Below are 18,378 nucleotides of genomic sequence, written 5' to 3'. Positions count from 1 at the left end.
TTGAATATACGCAAAGAAATCCCCCGAGCGCAATTGCCCGGGGGATTCTTCGTATAAGCGGCCGGTTCAGTCCAGTACGTCGGCCAGTTCCGCCAGCAGCCGCCGCCGGGGCCGGGCACCCACCATCGCCCTCACCGGCTCACCGCCCCGGAACACCATGAACGTCGGCATCGACAGCACCTTGTAGGCGTTGGTCGTCTCCGGGTTGGTGTCCACGTCCAGCTGCACCACCTTCAGCCGGTGGCCCTCCTCCCGCGCGAGCGCGGTGAGCACCGGCCCCATCTGCCGGCACGGCGGGCACCAGTCGGCGGTGAACTCCACCAGCACCGGCAACTCCGCCCCGATCACCTCCGCCGCGAAGTCCGCGTCCGTCACCTCGGCCACACCCGCCGCCTTGATCATCGCCTGGACCCTCCCAGTTCGCAGGTCGGCTCCGGACCCCCCGGAACCAGCGCCTCGGCGGCCAGCTCTTCCCGCGCCTGCTCCGCCCGCACCAGCTGGGCCCCGACGGTCGCCCGCACCGCCTGCAACTCGCCGATCAGCGCGTCCAGCTCCGCCAGCTTGCGCCGGTAGACCGCGAGCGAGGCGGGGCAGGTGTCGCCCTCCGGGTGCCCGGCCCGCAGACACTCCACGAACGGCCGGGTCTCCTCCAGCTCGAACCCGAAGTCCTGCAACGTCCGGATCTGCGTGAGCAGCCTCAGATCGCTCTCGTCGTAGGTCCGGTGACCGTTCCCGGAACGCCGCGCGGGCAGCAGCCCGCGCGCCTCGTAGTACCGCAGGGTGCGCGTGGTGGTCCCGGCCCGTGCGGCCAGCTCGCCGATTCGCATGTCCACGACCGTACGACTTGACGCCGACGTCAACGCAAGCCCGGCGCGACCCCCGCGGACTCCTCGACCTCCAGCAGCGAGGCGCTGTGCCGCTCCTCCTCGAAGGCCCGGCGCCCGCCGCGCAGCCCGAACAGCCGCTTGGCGAGGGCGATATAGAGCACCGCGAGGATGTTCAGCACCAGAGTGGCGATCTTCAGATAGCTGACTTTCTCGGTGAGTTCGTAGATCTCCAGCGGCAGAAAGGCGGCCGTGGCCACCACGGTCAGGTATTCGGCCCAGCGCTTGGCGTACCAGAGGCCGACCGCCTCGACGAGTTCGATCAGCGCGTACGCCAGCAGCAGTCCCGCCACCAGCAGCAGCGTGGAGTGCTTGTAGCCGAAGGCCTTCTGTATGGAACCGACGACCGGTGAGTGGTCGAGGTCGTAGTGGAAGTGCCGGAAGACCGGCCGGAAGGTGTCCAGGTACTCGTTGAACAGCCGGCGCACCGCGTCCTGGCTGTTGGAGAACTTCCACACCGCGACCGCGACCAGCACGATGAACACCCCGCGCACGGCCCGCTCGATCGCGAGGAATCGCAGGATGAACAGGTCCCGCAGCACCTTCCCGCGCGGCACCAGCGGGGCGTCGTCGGCCGGCCCCGAGCCGTGCGGCTCGCCGAGCACGAAGTCCCCGCAGCGCAGACAGCGCCACACGTCCCCGACGGCGGTCTGCGCGTGCAGCCGGACCCGCAGCCGCGGGTCGTCCGGGGCATAGGTCACATGTCCCTTGCGCGCGCAGTGCCGCCGATCCCAGTCGATCTTCATCCCCCGTGCCTCCCTGCAGACGTGCCGACGTGCCGTTCCGGTGTTCCGGTGGAACAGGAACGGCACGTTAGTGGATACGGCCGACAAGCGGGCGGGAGGGCACTGCCGGTGGACATGCCTCCGGGCGGCTGAGCAACGGGGGAGTTCTCAGCCGCCCGGAGAGCGGTGACCGGACGGCCGGCCCGGGTTCAGGCCGGGCCGGACGTCCGGCGGTATGCGGGGGCCCTACGCCTTGGCCAGCTCCTCGCGCTGCTCGGGCAGTTCGGGCGTGGTGCCGCCCTGGCCCTCGTCCAGCAGCGTCGTCTCGTCGAAGGGCAGCTCGCCCGCGAGTACCTGCTGCACCCGCGTCTTGTCGATGTCCTTCGTCCAGGTACCGATCAGGACGGTGGCGACGGAGTTGCCCGCGAAGTTCGTCAGGGCGCGGGCCTCGCTCATGAAGCGGTCGATGCCGACGATCAGGCCGACGCCGTCGACCAGCGCGGGCTTGTGCGACTGCAGACCGCCGGCCAGCGTGGCCAGACCGGCGCCGCTGACGCCCGCCGCGCCCTTGGAGGCCAGCAGCAGGAAGAGCAGCAGCGGGATCTGCTCGCCGATCGACATCGGCGTCCCGAGGGCGTCGGCGATGTACAGCGAGGCCATGGTCATGTAGATCATGGTGCCGTCGAGGTTGAAGGAGTAGCCGGTCGGGACGGTGATGCCGACCACGGCCTTGCTGACGCCCAGGTGCTCCATCTTCGCGATGAGCCGCGGCAGCGCGGACTCGGAGGAGGAGGTGGACAGGATCAGCAGGAACTCCCGGGCGAGGTACTTGAACAGCGTGAAGATGTTCAGTCCGGCGACGATCCGCAGCAGCGCGCCGAGCACCACGAAGACGAAGAGCACACAGGTCACGTAGAAGCCGAGCATCAGCACGGCGAGACTCTTGAGCGCGTCGAGACCGGCGGACCCGACGACGGCGGCGATCGCGCCGAACGCACCGATCGGCGCGGCCCACATGATCATGCCGAGGATGCGGAAGACGAGCCGCTGGATGTGCTCGACACCGCGCAGCACCGGCTGGCCCACCGACCCCATGGCCTGCAGCGCGAACCCGGCGAGCAGCGCGATGAGCAGCGTCTGCAGCACCTGGCCCTCGGTGAAGGCGGAGACGAAGGTCGTCGGGATGATCGACAGCACGAAGTCGACCGGGCCGAGCGCCTCGGCGTCCACCTGGCTGTGCCCGGTGGCCTTCAGGGCCTCGGTGAGGTGCAGCCCGTCACCGGGGTGCAGGATGTTGCCGACGACGAGGCCGATGGAGAGCGCCACCAGCGACATCACGAGGAAGTAGCCGAGCGCGATACCGCCGACGGCACCGACCTTGGCGGCCTTCCGTACGGACCCGATCCCGAGCACGATCGTGCAGAAGATGATCGGCGAGATCATCATCTTGATCATATTGACGAATCCGGTACCGAGGGGCTTGAGCTCGACACCGGCGTCGGGCCAGATGAGCCCCACGACGATACCGAGCGCCACCGCGGCGATGACCGCGATATAGAGGTAGTGGGTGCGGTCTCTCTTCACGGTGGGTGCGGCTGGGGCCGTAGGCGTCGTCGTCACGGCTCGCCTCCTTGACGTCATCGTCGTTGCGACCGGCGTGCGGCTCACGTCCGGGGGATGTGGGGGATGCCGTGACTATCTCCCGTTCTGTGAGGGCGGTCACCCTTCCGTTCATTTAGTTCGCGCGTAACCCGGGAGGCACACTGCTGACATGCGCTTCCCGTCCGTCCCCCGCCCCCGCAGCCTCGCCGGCCAGCTGTTCGCCATGCAGGCCGTGCTGATAGCGGTGCTGGTCGCCGGTTACGCGCTGTTCACCTACGTCAGCGACCGTCACCAGGCCGAGGAGGCGGCGACCCGGCAGGCGACGGCGGTGGCCCGGTCCGTCGCGGACTCGCCGTCGGTCCGCTCGGCGATCCACACCCGCGACCCGTCGGCCCGGCTGCAGCCGTACGCCCTCCAGGTGATGCGGGACACCGAGGTCGACTTCATCACGATCATGACCCCGGACGGGATCCGCTGGACCCACCCCGACAAGAACGAGATCGGCAAGCACTATCTGGGCCATATCGAGGCCGCCCAGCAGGGCTACACCTACAGCGAGACCTACAAGGGCACCCTCGGCGCGTCGGTGCGCACGGTGACCCCGGTGGAGGAGAACGACCGGGTGATCGGCCTGGTGAGCGCCGGCATCAAGGTGGAGGCGATCAGCCGCCGGGTCCAGGAACAGGTCACGGCGCTGCTGGGGGTCGCGGCCGGAGCCCTGGTCCTGGGCGCGGTCGGCACCTACGTCATCAACGCCCGCCTGCGCCGCCACACCCACGGCATGAACGCGGCCGAGCTGAGCCGGATGCACGACTACCACGAGGCGGCGCTGCACGCGGTGCGCGAGGGGCTGCTGATGCTGGACGGGCAGTACAGGGTCGCGCTGATCAACGACGGCGGCCAGGAACTGCTGGGCGTGGACTCCGAGGGGGACGTGGTGGGCCGTTCGGTGGCCGAGCTGGGCCTGCCGGCGCCCCTGACGGGCGCGCTGCTGGCCTCCGAGCCCCGGGTCGACGAGGTACACCTGACCGCGGACCGGGTCCTGGTGGTGAACACCTCCCCGGTCTCCGGCGGCGAGCGCCGCGGCACGGTCGTGACTCTCCGCGACGTCACCGAACTCCAGTCCCTCATGGGCGAGTTGGACTCGGAACGCGGCTTCACCCAGGCACTGCGCTCCCAGGCCCACGAGGCCGCGAACCGCCTCCACACGGTCGTCTCCCTGATCGAACTCGGGCGGGCCCCGGAGGCCGTCGACTTCGCGACGGCCGAGCTGGAACTGGCGCAGGCGCTGACGGACCAGGTGGTGGCCGCCGTCAGCGAACCGGTCCTCGCCGCCCTGCTGCTGGGCAAGACCGCCCAGGCGAACGAGCGGGGCGTGGAGCTGGTGGTCTCGGACGAGAGCCGGCTGGATGACGGTTTGCTACCGGAGAGCCTGTCGGCGCGCGATCTGGTCACCATCCTCGGCAACCTGATCGACAACGCGGTGGACGCGGCCCAGGGAACGGTACGGGCGCGCGTGACGGTCACCGCCTACGCCGACGATGACGACGCCGAACTGGTGATGAGGGTGACGGACACGGGCGCGGGGGTCGACCCCGCCCACGCCGAGCTGGTCTTCCAGCGCGGCTTCTCGACGAAGCCGGCCGGACCCGGCGGACGGGGCCTGGGACTGGCACTGGTCCGGCAGGCCGTGGCACGGCTGGACGGCACCCTGACCGTGACGGAGGCGGCGGAGGGCGGCGCGGTGTTCGAGGTGCGGCTGCCGCTGCGGGCGGCGGCGGTCGGGGGTGACGTGTGATGGCCGAGCCGATTCGGGTCCTGGTCGTCGAGGACGACCCGGTGGCCGCGGACGCGCACGTCATGTACGTGGGCCGGGTCCCGGGATTCGTGGCGGTGGGCAAGGCGCACACCGGAGCGGAGGCCCGCCGCATCCTCGACCGCACCCCGGTCGACCTGCTCCTCCTGGACCTCCACCTGCCGGACGTCCACGGCCTCCAGTTCGCCCGTTCCCTCCGCGCGGCGGGGCACCAGGCGGACGTCATAGCGGTGACCTCCGCACGGGACCTGGCCGTGGTCCGCGAAGGCGTCTCGCTCGGCGTCGTCCAGTACGTCCTCAAACCCTTCACCTTCGCCACCCTCCGCGACCGCCTCACCCGCTACTCGGAATTCCGCGCGGCCGTGGGCGAGGCCAGCGGCCAGGACGAGGTCGACCGTGCCCTGGCCGCCCTGCGCGCCCCCACCCCCGCAGCCCTCCCGAAGGGCCTCAGCGCCCCGACGCTGGAACGGGTGACCGTCGCCCTGCGCGAGTCGAAAGAAGGGCTGACCGCCGCAGCCCTGGCAGAGAGCGTGGGCATCTCCCGCATCACGGCCCGGCGGTACCTGGAACATCTGGTCGAGGCGGGCCGGGCCGGACGGAGTCCGCTGTACGGGCAGGTGGGGAGGCCGGAGTTGGTGTATCGGTGGGGGAAGCGGTGAGAGCGGCGGCCCGGATGCGGGCTTGGACGGCTTCGGTTGGGGCGTTGCCACGGGAGAGGGCGTCAGCGGCCTGCAGGTAGGCGGCGCATGCCTCCGCCGTGCGACCCACCATTTCCCAGGCTTCGGCGAGACCTACGAAGGTCAGCCCCATGCCGTACCAGTCGTCATATGCCCTTCGCATCTCAAGTGACTTGCCGTAGGCGTCGAACGCCTCATCCAGGCGGCCCACCTCGGCGAAGGCAGCGCCGAGGTTCATGAGGGCGACGGCATGGCGCTGACCATCGCCGACCTGCTCGTACAGACTGATGGCACGGCTGTATTCGTCAATCGCCTCGTCCTGACGACCGTCCTCCCGCAACGCGGAGCCGAGGTTGTTTCGTACGCTCGCCTCTCGGTGGCCGTCTCCGATGGTCCGGTACAAGTCGCAGGCACGCGTTTGTGCCTCGATCGCCTTTCGCGCCTCGCCCGACCCGCGCAGAACGATCCCGAGGTTCATCCACGCCGTGCCCTCCCCGTAAGGGTTGCCGACAGCCCGGTGCAGGTCGCGAGCGCGTTCATGAGCCTCGATCGCCTGTGCTGTCTCGCCAACCTCTCGCAGCGCCACGCCGAGGTTGTTCCAAGCGTTGCCCTCATGAAAAGGGTTCCCCAAGCGACGAGTGGCTCGCAGTGCTACCCGGGCGATGGCGAGCCAGTCCTCGAAGTAGCGCCGCCATTCGAGGTACATGCCCAAGCAGGCTGCCAGCCGCACGGCGGCGTCCGCGTACCGCTCCTCCCACGCCCACCCCACCGCCGTCACCAGCCCGGCGCGCTCCCCGTCGAACCAGGCCAACGCCTCTACCCGATCGCCGAACCGTTCCGGCTCCGCCCTCCCCGGCAGCCACCGCAACCAGTCATCCGCAGCATCCGCCCACCGCAAGTAGAACCCCAGCACCCGCTCCCGCGCCGCCTCCCCCTCCTCACGCAACCCCGGATCACCGGCCACCACCCCCACCCCGTAGGCCCGCACCAAGTCATGCAACCGCCACCACCCGCGCTCGCTCCCCCGCTCGACAAGATGTGCACGAGCCAATGCCCTCAGGTCCCGCAGCGGGGGGACATCAGCCCCCACCAGCGCGGCGGCGGCCTCGTCACTCACCTCCGGCCCCGGCGCAAGGGCAAGCAGGCGCAGCAGCCGTGCCTGCCCAGGCGGCAGCCGACGGTAGGACAGCTCAAAGGCTGCGCGAACACTGCGCTCCCCGTCGTCGAGATGGAAAAGCCGGTCATGCGAGGCCGCCAACTCTCCGACGAGTTCCGCGAGCGGCATGCCCGGATCCTCCGCCAGCAACGCTGCCGCGATCTGAAGAGCGAGCGGCAAATGCCCGCACAGATCAGCGAGTTGTGCGGCGGCCCCAGGGTCGTCCGCCACTCGGCGGTCCTCAGGATCAGCGATCTCCAGGGCCAGTTCGAGCAGTCGCCGCGCCTCCTCCGCCGTGAGCTGATCCAACGGCACCAGTCGCGCCCCGAGTTGGGACAATCGATCGCGTGACGTCACCAGCACCCGATGCCGCCCCTCCCCCGGCAGCAACGGCCGCACCTGGTCCGGCGACGAGGCGTTGTCCGCCAGCACCAGCACCGCCCCGCGCTGGGCGAGCACCGACCGATAGAGAACCGCCCGGTCATCAGCCGTAGTCGGAATGTGCTCCGGCGCCACCCCGAGCGCCCGCAACAACGACTGCAGAGCCTGGTCGGCGCTGACCGGCTGCTCGTCGTACCCGTGGAGGTCGATGAAGAGCACCCCGCCGGGGAACCACCCCTTCCCGCACGCCAGATGTGCGGTCCCGACAGCGAGCGCCGTCTTCCCGATGCCCCCGAGCCCGGAGACCGCGGTCACCAGAACGGCCGCGGAGTCGTCGAGCGCCCGCAACAGCTCGGCCGTCTCCTGCTCCCGCCCCGTGAACCCACCGGGCCGTGGCGGCAGCGAGGCCAGCGCCTCCGGCGCCGCGGCCGCACCACCCTGCTGGACGACCACCTGGACCCCGACCACCTCGCGCAGAAAGACCCCGCCACGGAAGTCGGAGTGATCACGGCCGTACCAGGCGTCGGCGCTGCCCGGCGCATGCCGTTCCATGGCCGCCGCAACCGCACCCGCCACCCGCGGATCACCGCCGAGCAGCGCCCTGACCCGGTCACCCCAGGCCCGTAACGCCTCCGGCCGCCCAGAACCCTCCGCCGCCTCGGCCAGTACCCGCCCGGCATCGCCGCCCGCGCCCTCGGTCAGGGCCGCCAGCAGAGCCGATAAAGCCGCTCTCATGTGCCGTTCCGTCCCCCTGTGCCCCTGCTACGTGAGCGTCAACGGTACGGCGTCAGGCCGGGGTCCGGGCCGGTCTCGCCGGCCGCATGTACAGCAGGACCTGCACGCCGAGCCCGATCACGGCGAGCGCCTCCAGCACCGACAGCCCGACCAGCAGTCCGCCGCCGTCGCCGCCCGCCCAGAAGACCACCAGCGCGGCCAGCGGCACCGCGCAGAACGCCGTCAGATCGATCACGGCCTGGATGGTCTTGCGGGTCCGCCGCCGGGTGTCGGTCCGGTGGTAGGCCTCCCAGCCGAAGGTGGCGAACTCCGCTCCGTCGGAGGCGAGTTGTGCCAGCCGGGGACCCAACTCGTCCCGCACGTACAGCCCGATCGCCGAGATCTTCTCGTCATTGACCAGGTACGTCCACCCGAGCACCACGCACACCGGCGGCAACGCCAACAGCATCGACGGCTGCTTCGCCTGCGCCGCCGCGGCGATGACGGCGGCCACCACGCCGAGTGTCACGTACAGCAGGTTGTCCCGGAACCCGATCCGCGCCTTCTGCTCGTCCTTGACCGTCTGGTACTCGGCGAGCAGCAACTGCCCGACGCTGACGCGCGGCTCCGGCATACAGCTCTCCCCACCTCACAGGCCGACTCACGTCGCAGGACCATACCGCCTCCGAACTGCCCCTTTCCTCCGTTCGTACGATTTCTCGGCCGTCGTGTCCGAGGCCCTGGAACAGTGGCCGGCCATGGCCAAGCTGCGTGAGGTCGTCGAGGCCGACGAACAGGAGATCGGCCCGGTCGACGCCGAGGCTCCGCGGCGTGCAGAGGACGAGTGGTAAGCAAGCGCCTCAAGGCCACGGGCAAGGGCGGAGGCACCCTGGTACTGGACGCGCGGAGCCTCTCCCGCCAGGTCGACGGCGATACGGGGATGCGCGCCCGGATCAAGGCAGCGGAGCTGAACGGCCGCCGAGTGGCGTTGTCGGCCCTGACACCCCTGGAAGTCCGGCGTTCGGAGCAGGCCGGCCGACGCCTGGCATTCCTGCTCGCCCGATTCGACGTCAGACCGGTCGACAAGGCAGTCCTGCACACAGCGGGCCGCCTTCTGGGCACGACAGGTCTGGACGGCCACGAATATCTGGTGGACGCGGTCGTGGTCGCCACCACGGCTCTGTGTCTGCCGCCGGTACGACTGGTGACATCGGACCGCTCTCACATACCCACGCCGACCGCGGCCGCACGTGAACTGCCGCAACAGCCCGAGATCGGCCTGATCACCGTCTGATCGTCGGAGCAGGCCAACAGACCGGTCGTACGGGTGACTTGGCGCTACCTTGGGCAGATGCCCGCGAAGCGACCGCGCCCCACCGCCGGTGCCGTCCTCCTCACCGCACTGCCGGAGGAGTACGACGCCGTACGCGCCCACCTGATCGACGCAGAGGAGTTCACCCATCCCAGAAACGGCACCCGGGTCGAACTCGGCCGGCTCGCCGACACCTCCTGGACCGTGGCGATCGCCGAACTGGGTGTGGGTGCGCTGACCGCCGCCTCGCTCACCACACAGATCGTCGACTGGCTCGACCCCGAGGCGGTGCTCTTCGTCGGGGTTGCGGGCGGGCTCAAGGACGACATCGAGATCGGTGACGTCGTGGTCGGCACGAAGGTGTACGCCATCCACGGCGGCAAACAGACCCCGGAGGGCTTCCAGGCCCGGCCCGAGGTCTGGCAGGGCTCGCACCGGCTGGTGCAGGCGGCGCGTTCCGCGTTGCGGAACATGCCGGAGGTGCGGGGGCACCGGAAGCCGATCGCGGTCGGCGACGTCGTACTGGCCGATGACCGTTCGGCCTTCACCACCCACATCCGCCACCACTACAACGACGCCTGCGCGATCGAGATGGAAGGCACGGGCGCCGCCCACGCGGCCCATCTCAACGGCCAGTTGGACGCCCTGGTCATCCGCGGCATCAGCGACCACGCCGACGCTGACAAGCACGCGGCCGACGCCTCGGGCTCACAGCGACTCGCCGCCGAGCGTGCCGCGTCGGTGGCGGCGGGCGTGCTGCGCAAACACCAGCCCCGGGAGTCCACCGACTCCGAGGAGGATCCCCAAGCACGGTACGGGGGCGACCACATCGATTTCCGGGGCGGGACCTTCCACGGGCCCGTCGTCGGCAAGCAGACCGGACAGCAGCGATAGCGGCAGCGGTACGGTCCACGGCGCTGTCCCGGTCGCGAACACCGCCCTCCCACCCCGCCTTCCCGGCTTCACCGGTCGCTCGGCGGAACTGAACCACCTGCTCTCCCGCCTGGCACCTACCTCGGAGAATGGCCTCCCACTCCTCATCTCCGCGGTCACCGGCATGGGAGGCATCGGCAAGACGGCGCTCGCGGCGGAGGCCGCGCATCGAGCACGTGCGGAGGGGTGGTTCCCGGGTGGGTTCCTCTTCGTCGACCTGCGCGGTTACGACGACAATCCCGTGACGGCGGATCAGGGGGTTCTGGCCCTGCTCGACGCGATGGGAGTGCAGGGGGCGAATCTGCCGCTGACGACGGCAAGGCAGTACGACGTATACCGCGACCTGCTCGACAAGCGGCAGGAGCGGATGCTGGTGATCCTGGACAACGCCTCGGCTGCTTCCCAGTACCTCCCCCTCCTTCCCGGCACTGAACACCACCGGGTGCTGATCACGTCCCGGGACCTCCCGGGCGGCGTCCCCGTACACGTCGTCGGCCTCGGAACACTCGATCCGGAGGAGTCCGTCGCCCTCATCACCGACGCCCTGCACTCCACCGACCCGGCCGACGGCCGCCCGGCCCGCGAACCGGAGGCACTGCGCGAACTGACCGCCCTGTGCGGCCACTTACCCCTGGCTCTCCAGATCGCCGCGGCGATGCTGCGCCGACGACACCGGGACATCGCGTCGCTGGTCGCCGAGATCAGGAGTACCGGCAGCACGATCGGCGCCCTCGACCGCCCGCAGCTCGGCCCCGACTGGTACGGCCGCTCGCTGACCCTACGCCCTGTGCTGGCGACGTCATACGCCCGGCTCTCGGCGGACCAGGCCCGTCTGTTGCGCCTGCTCGCCCGCGGGCCGGGGGCGGAGACATCGACGGAGACAGCGGCGGTTCTGGCGGAACTCGCGTCGCACCATGTGCTGGAGGTGTTGGAAGGGCTTGCAGCCGCCCATCTCGTCATGCCCGTCCGGGGCGCAGGGCCCACCGAGTCCGGAATGCGATGGCGGCTGCACGATCTGGTGCGCGAATTCGGACTGGACGTGGTGCGGGAGGATGTGAAGCTGTTCGAGGAGGGATCTGCCGCGCGGGAGCGGGTGCTCGCGTATTACGGAAAGGGTGCGCGGGCGGCGGACCGCTGGTTGCGCTGGCTGCCGGGCAAGCAGATACCCGGCCTGTTCAGAGGGCAGGAAGCGGCTTTGGCCTGGCTGGACCAGGAGCGGGTCGGACTGCTTGCAGCCGTCGGCTGGACGCGGGAGGAGCGGTTCGAGCGAAAGGGGGCGGATCTGGCGCTGTGGCTCGCGGAGTACCTGGATCGGCGGCGGGCTTTCGATGACAAGATCACAGCGATGTCGCTGGCGCTGGATGCAGGTAGGCGAGTCGGAGACATGGACGTCCAAGTCGCCGCCCTGACCGGCCTGGGAATAGCTCTGCGAGAGGTGGATCGGGGCCAGGAGGCTGTCGAGGTACTCACCCGTGCCTGCTCACTTTGTGGGAAAGCAGGCGACCGCCGCCGGGAGGGCATGGTGTGGGGCAACCTCGGTTCGGCCTTGCTGAGCACGAACCAGGTGCAGGAGGCGGTCGAGGCTCTTACACGTTCCCGCACCCTGTTCGAGGAGGCCGGGGACGTCCAGGGCGCGGGCATGGCGTGGAACAACATTGGCGCTTTCTTTGCGAACGCAGACAGAGTGCAGGAGGCGATCGAAGCGTTCACGTGTGCCCGTGACCTCTTCCGGGAGGCAGGCGACCGCCGCCAGGAGGGCATTGCTTGGGGCAACCTCGGCGTGTGCTTGCGCGAGGCAGGGCTGGTGCAGAAGGCCGTCGAGGCATACGGCGAAGCACTGGCCATGTGTCAGGAGTCCGGCGACTGGTACGGAGCCGGCCAGACCCTCGGAAACCTGGGCCGCGCCCACACGGCCCTCCAGGCCGAAGCCGCAGCCCGCTCCGCTTTCCTCCAAGCCGCCGAAGCCTTCACCCGAGCCAAGGCCCCCGCCGAAGCCGCCCAAGCCCGAACCCAGGCCTCCGAGCTCCAGGACTGACCGCCCCCTGGCTCCGGGCGTCGGTGGCAGCGGACACGCATGTGATGTGCGCGGGGCGGGTGGCGGGCCATCAGGCAGACGTCACAGCGGTCTTGTCCGCATTCACCTCCGCGCCGCTCCGCGACCCGCCGACCCGGTACTCGGAGCCGTTTTGCCGACAGGTGGGGAGGCCGGAGTCGGTTTGCCAGCGGGTTCCGCAGAGCCGGTGAGCCTGGCCGCACGGCGGGCCAGTGCGGCGTCCCGTACGGCGCCCGCGCGGTCGTAGAACTCGGCGGCACGCAGCCATGACGAGCGCGCCCGCGCCGGTTCGCCCGCCCTCTCATGGATCATCCCAAGGACGTACAGGGTCTTGCCGCACCCGTGCCAGTCCTCGAACTCCTCGGACACGGCCAGGGCCTGCAGGCAGGCGTCCACCGCCTCGCGCGGCTTCCCGAACGCGTCGAGCGCCTGGCCGTAGCCGTGCCAGGCACGGCTTTCACGAAGTCGATCGCCCGTCTCGCGGTAGAGCTGGATGGCCCGCCGCACTGTCTCGACCGACTCCTGGACCCTGCAGCACTTACGGAGGATGACCGCCAGGTTGGTCCGGACACCGGCCTCGGAGTGCAGGTCTCCCGTGCGCTGGAAGCAGCCGAGTGCGTCAGTGAGAGCACGGATGGCATCGTCGAACTGCCCGACATCGCCCAGCGTGTAGCCAATGTTGCACGCGGCCTGGGCCGCACCACGCTCCTGCCCGACGGCCCGGTAGAGGAAGAATGCCTGCCGGTATGCCTCGATCGCCTCCCAGACTCGCCCTGTGTCCCGCAGCGAGATGCCCGTCCTGTTCCAGGCCTCGGCCTCGCACTTCCTGTCACCGGCCCGCCGAGCGGCGCCCTGGGCGGCGCGCCCCACGACGACTCCGTCATCGGAGTAACGGCGGAACTGGAGATACTCGGCCAGGTAGCCGGCCAACAGGAAGGCATCGCGGGCGAACTGCGGATCGGCAGCCCACCGGGTGGCCGCCACCAGGTTCTGGCGTTCCTCGTCGAGCCAGATGAGGGCCTCTCCCCGGTCCCGGAACGGCTGGAATCGGATGCTTCTCGGCGGAGGCCTGTCAAGGGCCGGTACGCACATGCACGTCCGCCGCCCTGGCACGCTCCAGATAGAAGGACATCACCCGGGTCCGGGCCGCCCCGCGTTCCGTCGCTGTGGCCTCCTGCGCCGCGTATTCCCGGACGAGATCGTGCAGCCTCCACCGCCCCGGACAACTCCCCGGCTCCACCAGATGCGCTCGTTCGAGGGCGGCCAGCAGGACACGCACCGTGCGGCCCCGCTTTCCGTGGAGAGCCTCGACAGCGGCCAGGCCCGACTCCGTACCCGGCAGAAGCGCAAAGAGACGGAGCAGGCGGGCTTCTGCTTCGGGCAGCCTGCGGTAGGAGAGGTCGAAGGTGAGACGCACACTGAGTTCGCCGTCGTCCAGACAGTCGATACGACTCTGGGCTTCGATCAGTTCGGTGACGAGTTCGTACACCGGAGTACCGGGGTCGGTGGACAGCAGAGCGGCGGCGATCTGCAGTGCGAGTGGTAGCCGACCGCACAACTCGGCCAGCAGGGAAGCCGACTTCGTGTCGTCCGCAACTCGCGTGTCAGCGGGGTCCGCTGTCCGCAAGGCACGGTCGAGCAGGCCGACAGCAGCGGCCGCCGGCAACCCGTCGAGGGTCAGAAGGCGCGCGCCCAGTGCGGCGAGCCGGTGCCGGGAGGTGATCAGGGCTCGGTGTCCGAGACAGCCGGGCAGCAGGTCCCGGACCTGGCCGGCGGACGAGGCGTTGTCGGCAAACAGGAGGAGGGGACCTCGGTCTCGGGCAATCTCCGTGAGCTTCGTGCGGTACAGCGCGCCGCGTTCCTCGGTACCTGTGGGGAGTTGGCCGGGCGGCACGCCGAGTGCCCGGAGCAGCGCCTGAAGGGCAAGGTCCGCTGTGACGGGAGTGCCCTCGTAACCGTGCAGGTCGACGAAGAGAACACCGCCGGGGAACCATTTTCTGCCGCGAGCCTCGTGCGCCGCCGCCAATGCGAGCGCAGTCTTGCCGACACCACCGAGGCCCGAGACCGCCGTGACCGGGACGGACGTAGAAGCGTTCGCCGCACCGGGTTCGAGGGCATCGAGGAGCGTACGCAGTTCCGCTTCGCGCCCGGTGAAGCCCGACGGCATGGCGGGAAGGGATTCCAGAGCGGTGGGGGCGGCACCGCAGTGATGATGACTGTGGTGATGCTCGGTCTTTCCGGTCACTGGACCGAGGAACACGGAGTCCCGGAAATCGACGTGATCACCGCCGAAGATGGGACCTTTGGATTCGCCCTGCACTGTGTCGCCTGTCCGAGATCTTCCAATGCCCGCACGGTACGCCGGCTATCACTGCGAGACAGTCCCTCCTCGACGCCCCGGTCAGCGCCCCGTCACGTCATGCGCCATAAACGGTGGAGCGGTGTCCCACCTGCACGACCCACACCACGAGTTCACCGTTGTCGATGGTGTAGATGACGCGATAGTCGCCGACGCGCAGCCGCCGCCGGTCCGGCTGGGAGACAAGCGCGGTGGTGCTGAAACCGAGCGGGTCGGTCTCCAGCTCCGTCAGTTTCACCAGGATGCGCAGCGCCATGTCCCGAGGGATCTTGCGCAGCTCCGCCTGCGCCTCAGGCCTGAAAACGGTTCGGTACTCACTCACTGCGTGCCAGTGTTTCCTTCATGACGTCCTCGATCGGGACGCCGGCAGCCGGATTCGCCATGCGCTCGTCGATGATCCGGTTGATCTCGCGCTCTTCCCATTCCTGGTACCTGCGCAGCACCTCGATCGACACGACCGCGGCGACTTCCCTGCCCCGTCGAGTGATGACCGTCGGAGTGTCGTCACGATCAGCCCGTTCAACCACCTCGGCCAGGTGGGCACGCACGTCACGGATGGACTCTATGGGCATCTGCGTCATACGATCAAAAGTACCAGATGCCCCATGTGTACACAAGCGCTCACCTCCCTTGCCGACCTGACCCTCACCAAGGACGCCCGCCGCCAACGCTCCCGCGGAGGCCGCCGACACCCGCGACAAAGCCGCCAAGATCCCAGGCTGACGCCATGCCTGCCGTAGAGGGCGACCCGGAGCGAACCCTCCCGGTAACGCAGCGACTCGTACACCTCCCCCGGCATGAACCGGCAGGCGCACGCGGTCAGCGCCCGCCACCGCCTGCCTCACCGGCACCCGCGAAGCCCTCCGCGCCCTCATTCGCGACATCAAAGCCGGCGGAGCCGACCACCTCCTCCAGGGCTGTCCGACCTCAGACGACGTCGCGTGCGTGGCCCGCCGGCCGGTCCGGGTCGATGTGCCAGCTGATGACGCGGCGGGGGTGGACGCGGATCACGTCGTTGCTGAAGAAGTCCGGGGCGAGCGGCGGTTCGTCGAGGGTGAGCAGGTCGGCGTGGCCCCGGATCTCCACGCCACGGCCCCAGCCGGGCTTGACGGCGCCGGGCTCGTCGGGGGTCATGTCGTCGACGAGCAGGGAGACCTCGGGGCGCGCCTGGACGTTGCGGTACTTCTGGCTGGCGCGCAGGTTCGGGCCGCCGATGTCGATGGTGCCGTCGGCGTTGAGCCTGAAACCGACGGGGCGGACCTGGGGGCCGGTGGGGCCGGAGGTGGCGAGGCGGGCCAGCGACTGGGTACCGAGGTACTCGCGCTCCTTGGCGGTGAAGGTCATGCCTGTGGACCGTAGGACCTCAAGCCTGCTTGAGGTCAAGTGACGGCCGCACCGCGCGACAGCCTTCCCCAGCAAACCCCCGCACGCTCATTGACCTGACTAGACCACTCCACTTACCTTCACACGGCAAGAGACGAACCCCCAGGCCACAGCGCAGTGGCCGCCGAGGAGGTCGTGCCCGTGCGCCCCACCGCCGTCAGCATCCTTGCCCTCGCCCTCGTCACCTCGGCCGCCTCCCTCACCGCGTGCAGCGGTGGGTCGGGGAGCAGCCCGGACACCGTGAAGGTGTCCTTCAAGCAGTCGATGGACAACTCCGTCAAGGTGACGGACAACTACCTCGCGGACATCAAGAAGCAGTTCGAGAAGGAGTACCCGGGGAAGAAGGTCGAGCTCGTCCCCATCAAGGCCACGGACTCGGAGTACTACACCAAGCTGCAGCAGATGCTCCGGTCGCCGAGAACCGCCCCCGACCTCGTGTACGAGGACACCTTCCTCATCAACTCCGACATCACCAGCGGGTATCTGAAGCCCCTCGACTCCTATCTCGCCAAGTGGGGCGACTGGGGGCAGTTCATCGACACCGCGAAGACGGCCGCGAAGGGCGAGGACGGGAAGACGTACGGCGTGCCCGACGGGACCGACACCCGCGGGCTCTGGTTCGACAAGCGCGTGTTCGCGAAGGCCGGGCTGCCGGCCGACTGGCAGCCGAAGAGCTGGGACGACGTGCTCGCCGCCGCCCGCACCATCAAGGCGAAGGTCCCCGGCGTCACCCCCCTCAACGTCTACACCGGCAAGCCGGCCGGCGAGACCGCGAGCATGCAGGGCTTCGAGATGCTGCTGTACGGCACCGACGACGGGACCAGCGACCCCCTGTACGACAAGACGAGCAAGAAGTGGATCGCCGGGGGGCAGGGGTTCAAGGACGCGCTGTCCTTCGTCGAGACCGTGTACAAGGACAAGCTCGGCCCGGACGTCTCCGACGCGCTCGACCCCAACTACCGCAACACGCTCTGGGGTGAGCTGATGCCCCAGGGCAAGGTGGGCATCAACCTCGACGGGTCCTGGCTGCCGCAGTCATGGGGCAAGGGCAGCGGGCACGAGTGGTCCGACTGGTCGAAGCAGCTCGGGCTCGCCTACATGCCCACCCAGCACGGGCAGGCCCCCGGCAAGGTGAGCATGTCCGGCGGCTGGACCTGGTCCATACCCGCCAAGGCCGGCAACCCCGACCTCGCCTTCGACTTCATCAAGACCATGCAGACCAAGGCGAACGCCGAGAAGTGGTACATCGCCAACTCCGGGATCGCGGTGCGGAAGGACGTCGCCGGCGACCCGTCGTACACGGCCGCCCAGCCCGGCATCGAGTTCTTCACCGATCTCGTCGCCAGCACCCACTACCGGCCCGCCTACCCGGCGTACCCGAAGGTCTCCACCGCCATCCAGGAGGCCATGGAGAGCGTGACCACCGGTGACGCCTCGGTCGACAAGGCGGCGAGTACCTACGATTCGACGCTCAAGGACGTCACCGACGACCAAGTGGTCACCCAGTGACCACCCGGCGCGTCGCCCGCGCCCTGCCCCGCGCCCTCCCCCTCACCCCCGCGCTGGTCCTGCTCCTCCTCTTCCTCGGCGGGCCGATCGTCTACTGCGCCTGGATCGCCTTCACCGACCTCCAGCTCACCGGCCAGGCGCACTCCTCCTTCGTCGGTCTCGCCAACTTCCGCCGGGCGTTCCACGACGACGCCTTCCTCAACGCCGTCTGGCTGACCCTCGTCTTCACCGTGCTGTCCTCGCTCGTCGGGCAGAACACGCTGGGGCTGGCGCTCGCCGCGCTGATGCGGCGGGCGTCGAAGCCGGTGCGGACGCTCACCGGCGGGATCGTGATCACGGCGTGGGTGCTGCCGGAGGTCGTCGCCGGGTTCCTGCTGTACGCGTTCTTCCGACGGGAGGGCACCCTCAACGCCATCCTGGACTTCCTCCGTCTGCCGTCCCAGAACTGGCTGTTCACGCTGCCCATCCTGGCCGTCTCGTTCGCCAACGTGTGGCGGGGCACCGCCTTCTCGATGCTGGTCTACTCCGCCGCCCTCGACGAGATACCCACCGAGATCGAGGAGTCGGCGGAGGTGGACGGCGCCGGCGGCTGGCGCCGGATGTGGCACATCACGCTGCCCATGATCCGGCGGTCCATCGGGACGAACCTGATGCTCAACACCCTCCAGACGCTCTCCGTCTTCGGGCTGATCTGGGTGATGACCCGGGGCGGGCCCGGCGACAGGAGCCAGACCCTGCCCCTGTTCATGTACGAACAGGCCTTCCAGAACAGCATGATCGGGTACGGGACCGCGGTCGCGCTGCTCCTTCTCCTGGTCGGTTCGCTCTTCTCCGTCGTCTACATGCGACTGCTGCGCACGGAGGTGTGAACCCG

Annotated in this window: 19 protein-coding genes; 8 read left to right on the top strand and 11 right to left on the bottom strand. The window is 69.4% G+C overall.

The features are described 5' to 3' along the window. Positions 1-66: 66 nt before the first annotated feature. The 4 genes from ACIPSJ_RS14205 to ACIPSJ_RS14190 all read right to left on the bottom strand — a co-directional run bounded on the left by ACIPSJ_RS14205 (position 67) and on the right by ACIPSJ_RS14190 (position 3,250). Positions 67-402 (bottom strand): thioredoxin family protein, encoded by a 336-nt coding sequence (locus ACIPSJ_RS14205; protein ID WP_401345757.1) that lies wholly within the window; start codon positions 400-402, stop codon positions 67-69. Next, positions 399-827, bottom strand: a complete 429-nt coding sequence (locus ACIPSJ_RS14200) for a MerR family transcriptional regulator (protein WP_401345756.1) — start codon at positions 825-827, stop codon at positions 399-401. The genes ACIPSJ_RS14205 and ACIPSJ_RS14200 overlap by 4 nt, the downstream gene beginning before the upstream one ends. Positions 828-856: 29 nt before the next feature. Next, a complete protein-coding gene (locus ACIPSJ_RS14195) occupies positions 857-1,630 on the bottom strand; it encodes a DUF2127 domain-containing protein (protein ID WP_355727960.1) in 774 nt (257 codons plus the stop codon). A gap of 225 nt (positions 1,631-1,855) precedes the next feature. Beyond that, positions 1,856-3,250, bottom strand: coding sequence for a cation:dicarboxylate symporter family transporter (locus ACIPSJ_RS14190; RefSeq protein WP_401345754.1), 1,395 nt, complete (start codon positions 3,248-3,250; stop codon positions 1,856-1,858). A gap of 130 nt (positions 3,251-3,380) precedes the next feature. Between ACIPSJ_RS14190 and ACIPSJ_RS14185 the strand changes: the two genes are divergently transcribed. Next, entirely contained in the window at positions 3,381-5,009 is a 1,629-nt protein-coding gene (locus ACIPSJ_RS14185; RefSeq protein ID WP_359224298.1) for a sensor histidine kinase, read from the top strand. Continuing rightward, a complete protein-coding gene (locus ACIPSJ_RS14180; RefSeq protein ID WP_355727956.1) occupies positions 5,009-5,686 on the top strand; it encodes a response regulator in 678 nt (225 codons plus the stop codon). The genes ACIPSJ_RS14185 and ACIPSJ_RS14180 overlap by 1 nt, the downstream gene beginning before the upstream one ends. Here ACIPSJ_RS14180 and ACIPSJ_RS14175 read toward each other — a convergent pair. Further along, positions 5,574-7,976 (bottom strand): tetratricopeptide repeat protein, encoded by a 2,403-nt coding sequence (locus ACIPSJ_RS14175; RefSeq protein ID WP_401345751.1) that lies wholly within the window; start codon positions 7,974-7,976, stop codon positions 5,574-5,576. The two genes, ACIPSJ_RS14180 and ACIPSJ_RS14175, sit on opposite strands and share 113 nt — an antisense overlap. Before the next feature lie 52 nt (positions 7,977-8,028). Continuing rightward, positions 8,029-8,589 carry a hypothetical protein gene (locus ACIPSJ_RS14170; RefSeq protein WP_401345750.1) on the bottom strand — a complete coding sequence of 187 codons (561 nt, stop codon included), beginning with the start codon at positions 8,587-8,589 and terminating at the stop codon, positions 8,029-8,031. Positions 8,590-8,683: 94 nt separating this feature from the next. Here ACIPSJ_RS14170 and ACIPSJ_RS14165 point away from each other — a divergent pair, with 94 nt between their 5' ends. From ACIPSJ_RS14165 to ACIPSJ_RS14150, 4 genes are all read left to right on the top strand, one after another. After that, on the top strand, positions 8,684-8,806 hold the full coding sequence (locus ACIPSJ_RS14165) for a hypothetical protein (protein WP_401345748.1): 123 nt from the start codon (positions 8,684-8,686) through the stop codon (positions 8,804-8,806). Further along, a complete protein-coding gene (locus tag ACIPSJ_RS14160) occupies positions 8,800-9,249 on the top strand; it encodes a type II toxin-antitoxin system VapC family toxin (protein ID WP_401345747.1) in 450 nt (149 codons plus the stop codon). Before ACIPSJ_RS14165 ends, ACIPSJ_RS14160 begins: the two co-directional genes overlap by 7 nt. A 57-nt stretch (positions 9,250-9,306) precedes the next feature. Further along, complete coding sequence (locus ACIPSJ_RS14155) at positions 9,307-10,161, top strand: 5'-methylthioadenosine/S-adenosylhomocysteine nucleosidase (protein ID WP_401345745.1); 855 nt, start codon at positions 9,307-9,309, stop codon at positions 10,159-10,161. Between the two features lie 88 nt (positions 10,162-10,249). Beyond that, complete coding sequence (locus ACIPSJ_RS14150) at positions 10,250-12,235, top strand: tetratricopeptide repeat protein (protein ID WP_401346256.1); 1,986 nt, start codon at positions 10,250-10,252, stop codon at positions 12,233-12,235. 102 nt (positions 12,236-12,337) lie between these two features. Here the strand turns inward: ACIPSJ_RS14150 and ACIPSJ_RS14145 are convergent, their stop codons facing one another. The 5 genes from ACIPSJ_RS14145 to ACIPSJ_RS14125 all read right to left on the bottom strand — a co-directional run bounded on the left by ACIPSJ_RS14145 (position 12,338) and on the right by ACIPSJ_RS14125 (position 15,956). Further along, entirely contained in the window at positions 12,338-13,237 is a 900-nt protein-coding gene (locus ACIPSJ_RS14145; protein WP_401345743.1) for a tetratricopeptide repeat protein, read from the bottom strand. An 88-nt stretch (positions 13,238-13,325) separates the two neighbouring features. Continuing rightward, positions 13,326-14,573, bottom strand: a complete 1,248-nt coding sequence (locus ACIPSJ_RS14140; protein WP_401345741.1) for a hypothetical protein — start codon at positions 14,571-14,573, stop codon at positions 13,326-13,328. A 97-nt stretch (positions 14,574-14,670) separates the two neighbouring features. Further along, positions 14,671-14,934 carry a type II toxin-antitoxin system RelE/ParE family toxin gene (locus tag ACIPSJ_RS14135; RefSeq protein WP_401345740.1) on the bottom strand — a complete coding sequence of 88 codons (264 nt, stop codon included), beginning with the start codon at positions 14,932-14,934 and terminating at the stop codon, positions 14,671-14,673. Beyond that, positions 14,927-15,193: a type II toxin-antitoxin system Phd/YefM family antitoxin gene (locus ACIPSJ_RS14130; RefSeq protein WP_359224281.1), complete on the bottom strand. Its 267-nt coding sequence runs from the start codon at positions 15,191-15,193 to the stop codon at positions 14,927-14,929. Before ACIPSJ_RS14130 ends, ACIPSJ_RS14135 begins: the two co-directional genes overlap by 8 nt. Before the next feature lie 346 nt (positions 15,194-15,539). Then, positions 15,540-15,956, bottom strand: a complete 417-nt coding sequence (locus ACIPSJ_RS14125; protein ID WP_401345738.1) for a PPOX class F420-dependent oxidoreductase — start codon at positions 15,954-15,956, stop codon at positions 15,540-15,542. 180 nt (positions 15,957-16,136) lie between these two features. Here ACIPSJ_RS14125 and ACIPSJ_RS14120 point away from each other — a divergent pair, with 180 nt between their 5' ends. Both ACIPSJ_RS14120 and ACIPSJ_RS14115 read left to right on the top strand, forming a co-directional pair. Next, entirely contained in the window at positions 16,137-17,504 is a 1,368-nt protein-coding gene (locus ACIPSJ_RS14120) for an extracellular solute-binding protein (protein WP_359224275.1), read from the top strand. Continuing rightward, positions 17,501-18,373 carry a sugar ABC transporter permease gene (locus tag ACIPSJ_RS14115; RefSeq protein WP_359224273.1) on the top strand — a complete coding sequence of 291 codons (873 nt, stop codon included), beginning with the start codon at positions 17,501-17,503 and terminating at the stop codon, positions 18,371-18,373. The genes ACIPSJ_RS14120 and ACIPSJ_RS14115 overlap by 4 nt, the downstream gene beginning before the upstream one ends. Positions 18,374-18,378: the final 5 nt, after the last annotated feature.

Source organism: Streptomyces sp. NPDC090088 (genome assembly GCF_044747345.1).
Lineage (GTDB): Bacteria > Actinomycetota > Actinomycetes > Streptomycetales > Streptomycetaceae > Streptomyces.
This window is presented reverse-complemented; position numbering and strand designations above follow the sequence as displayed.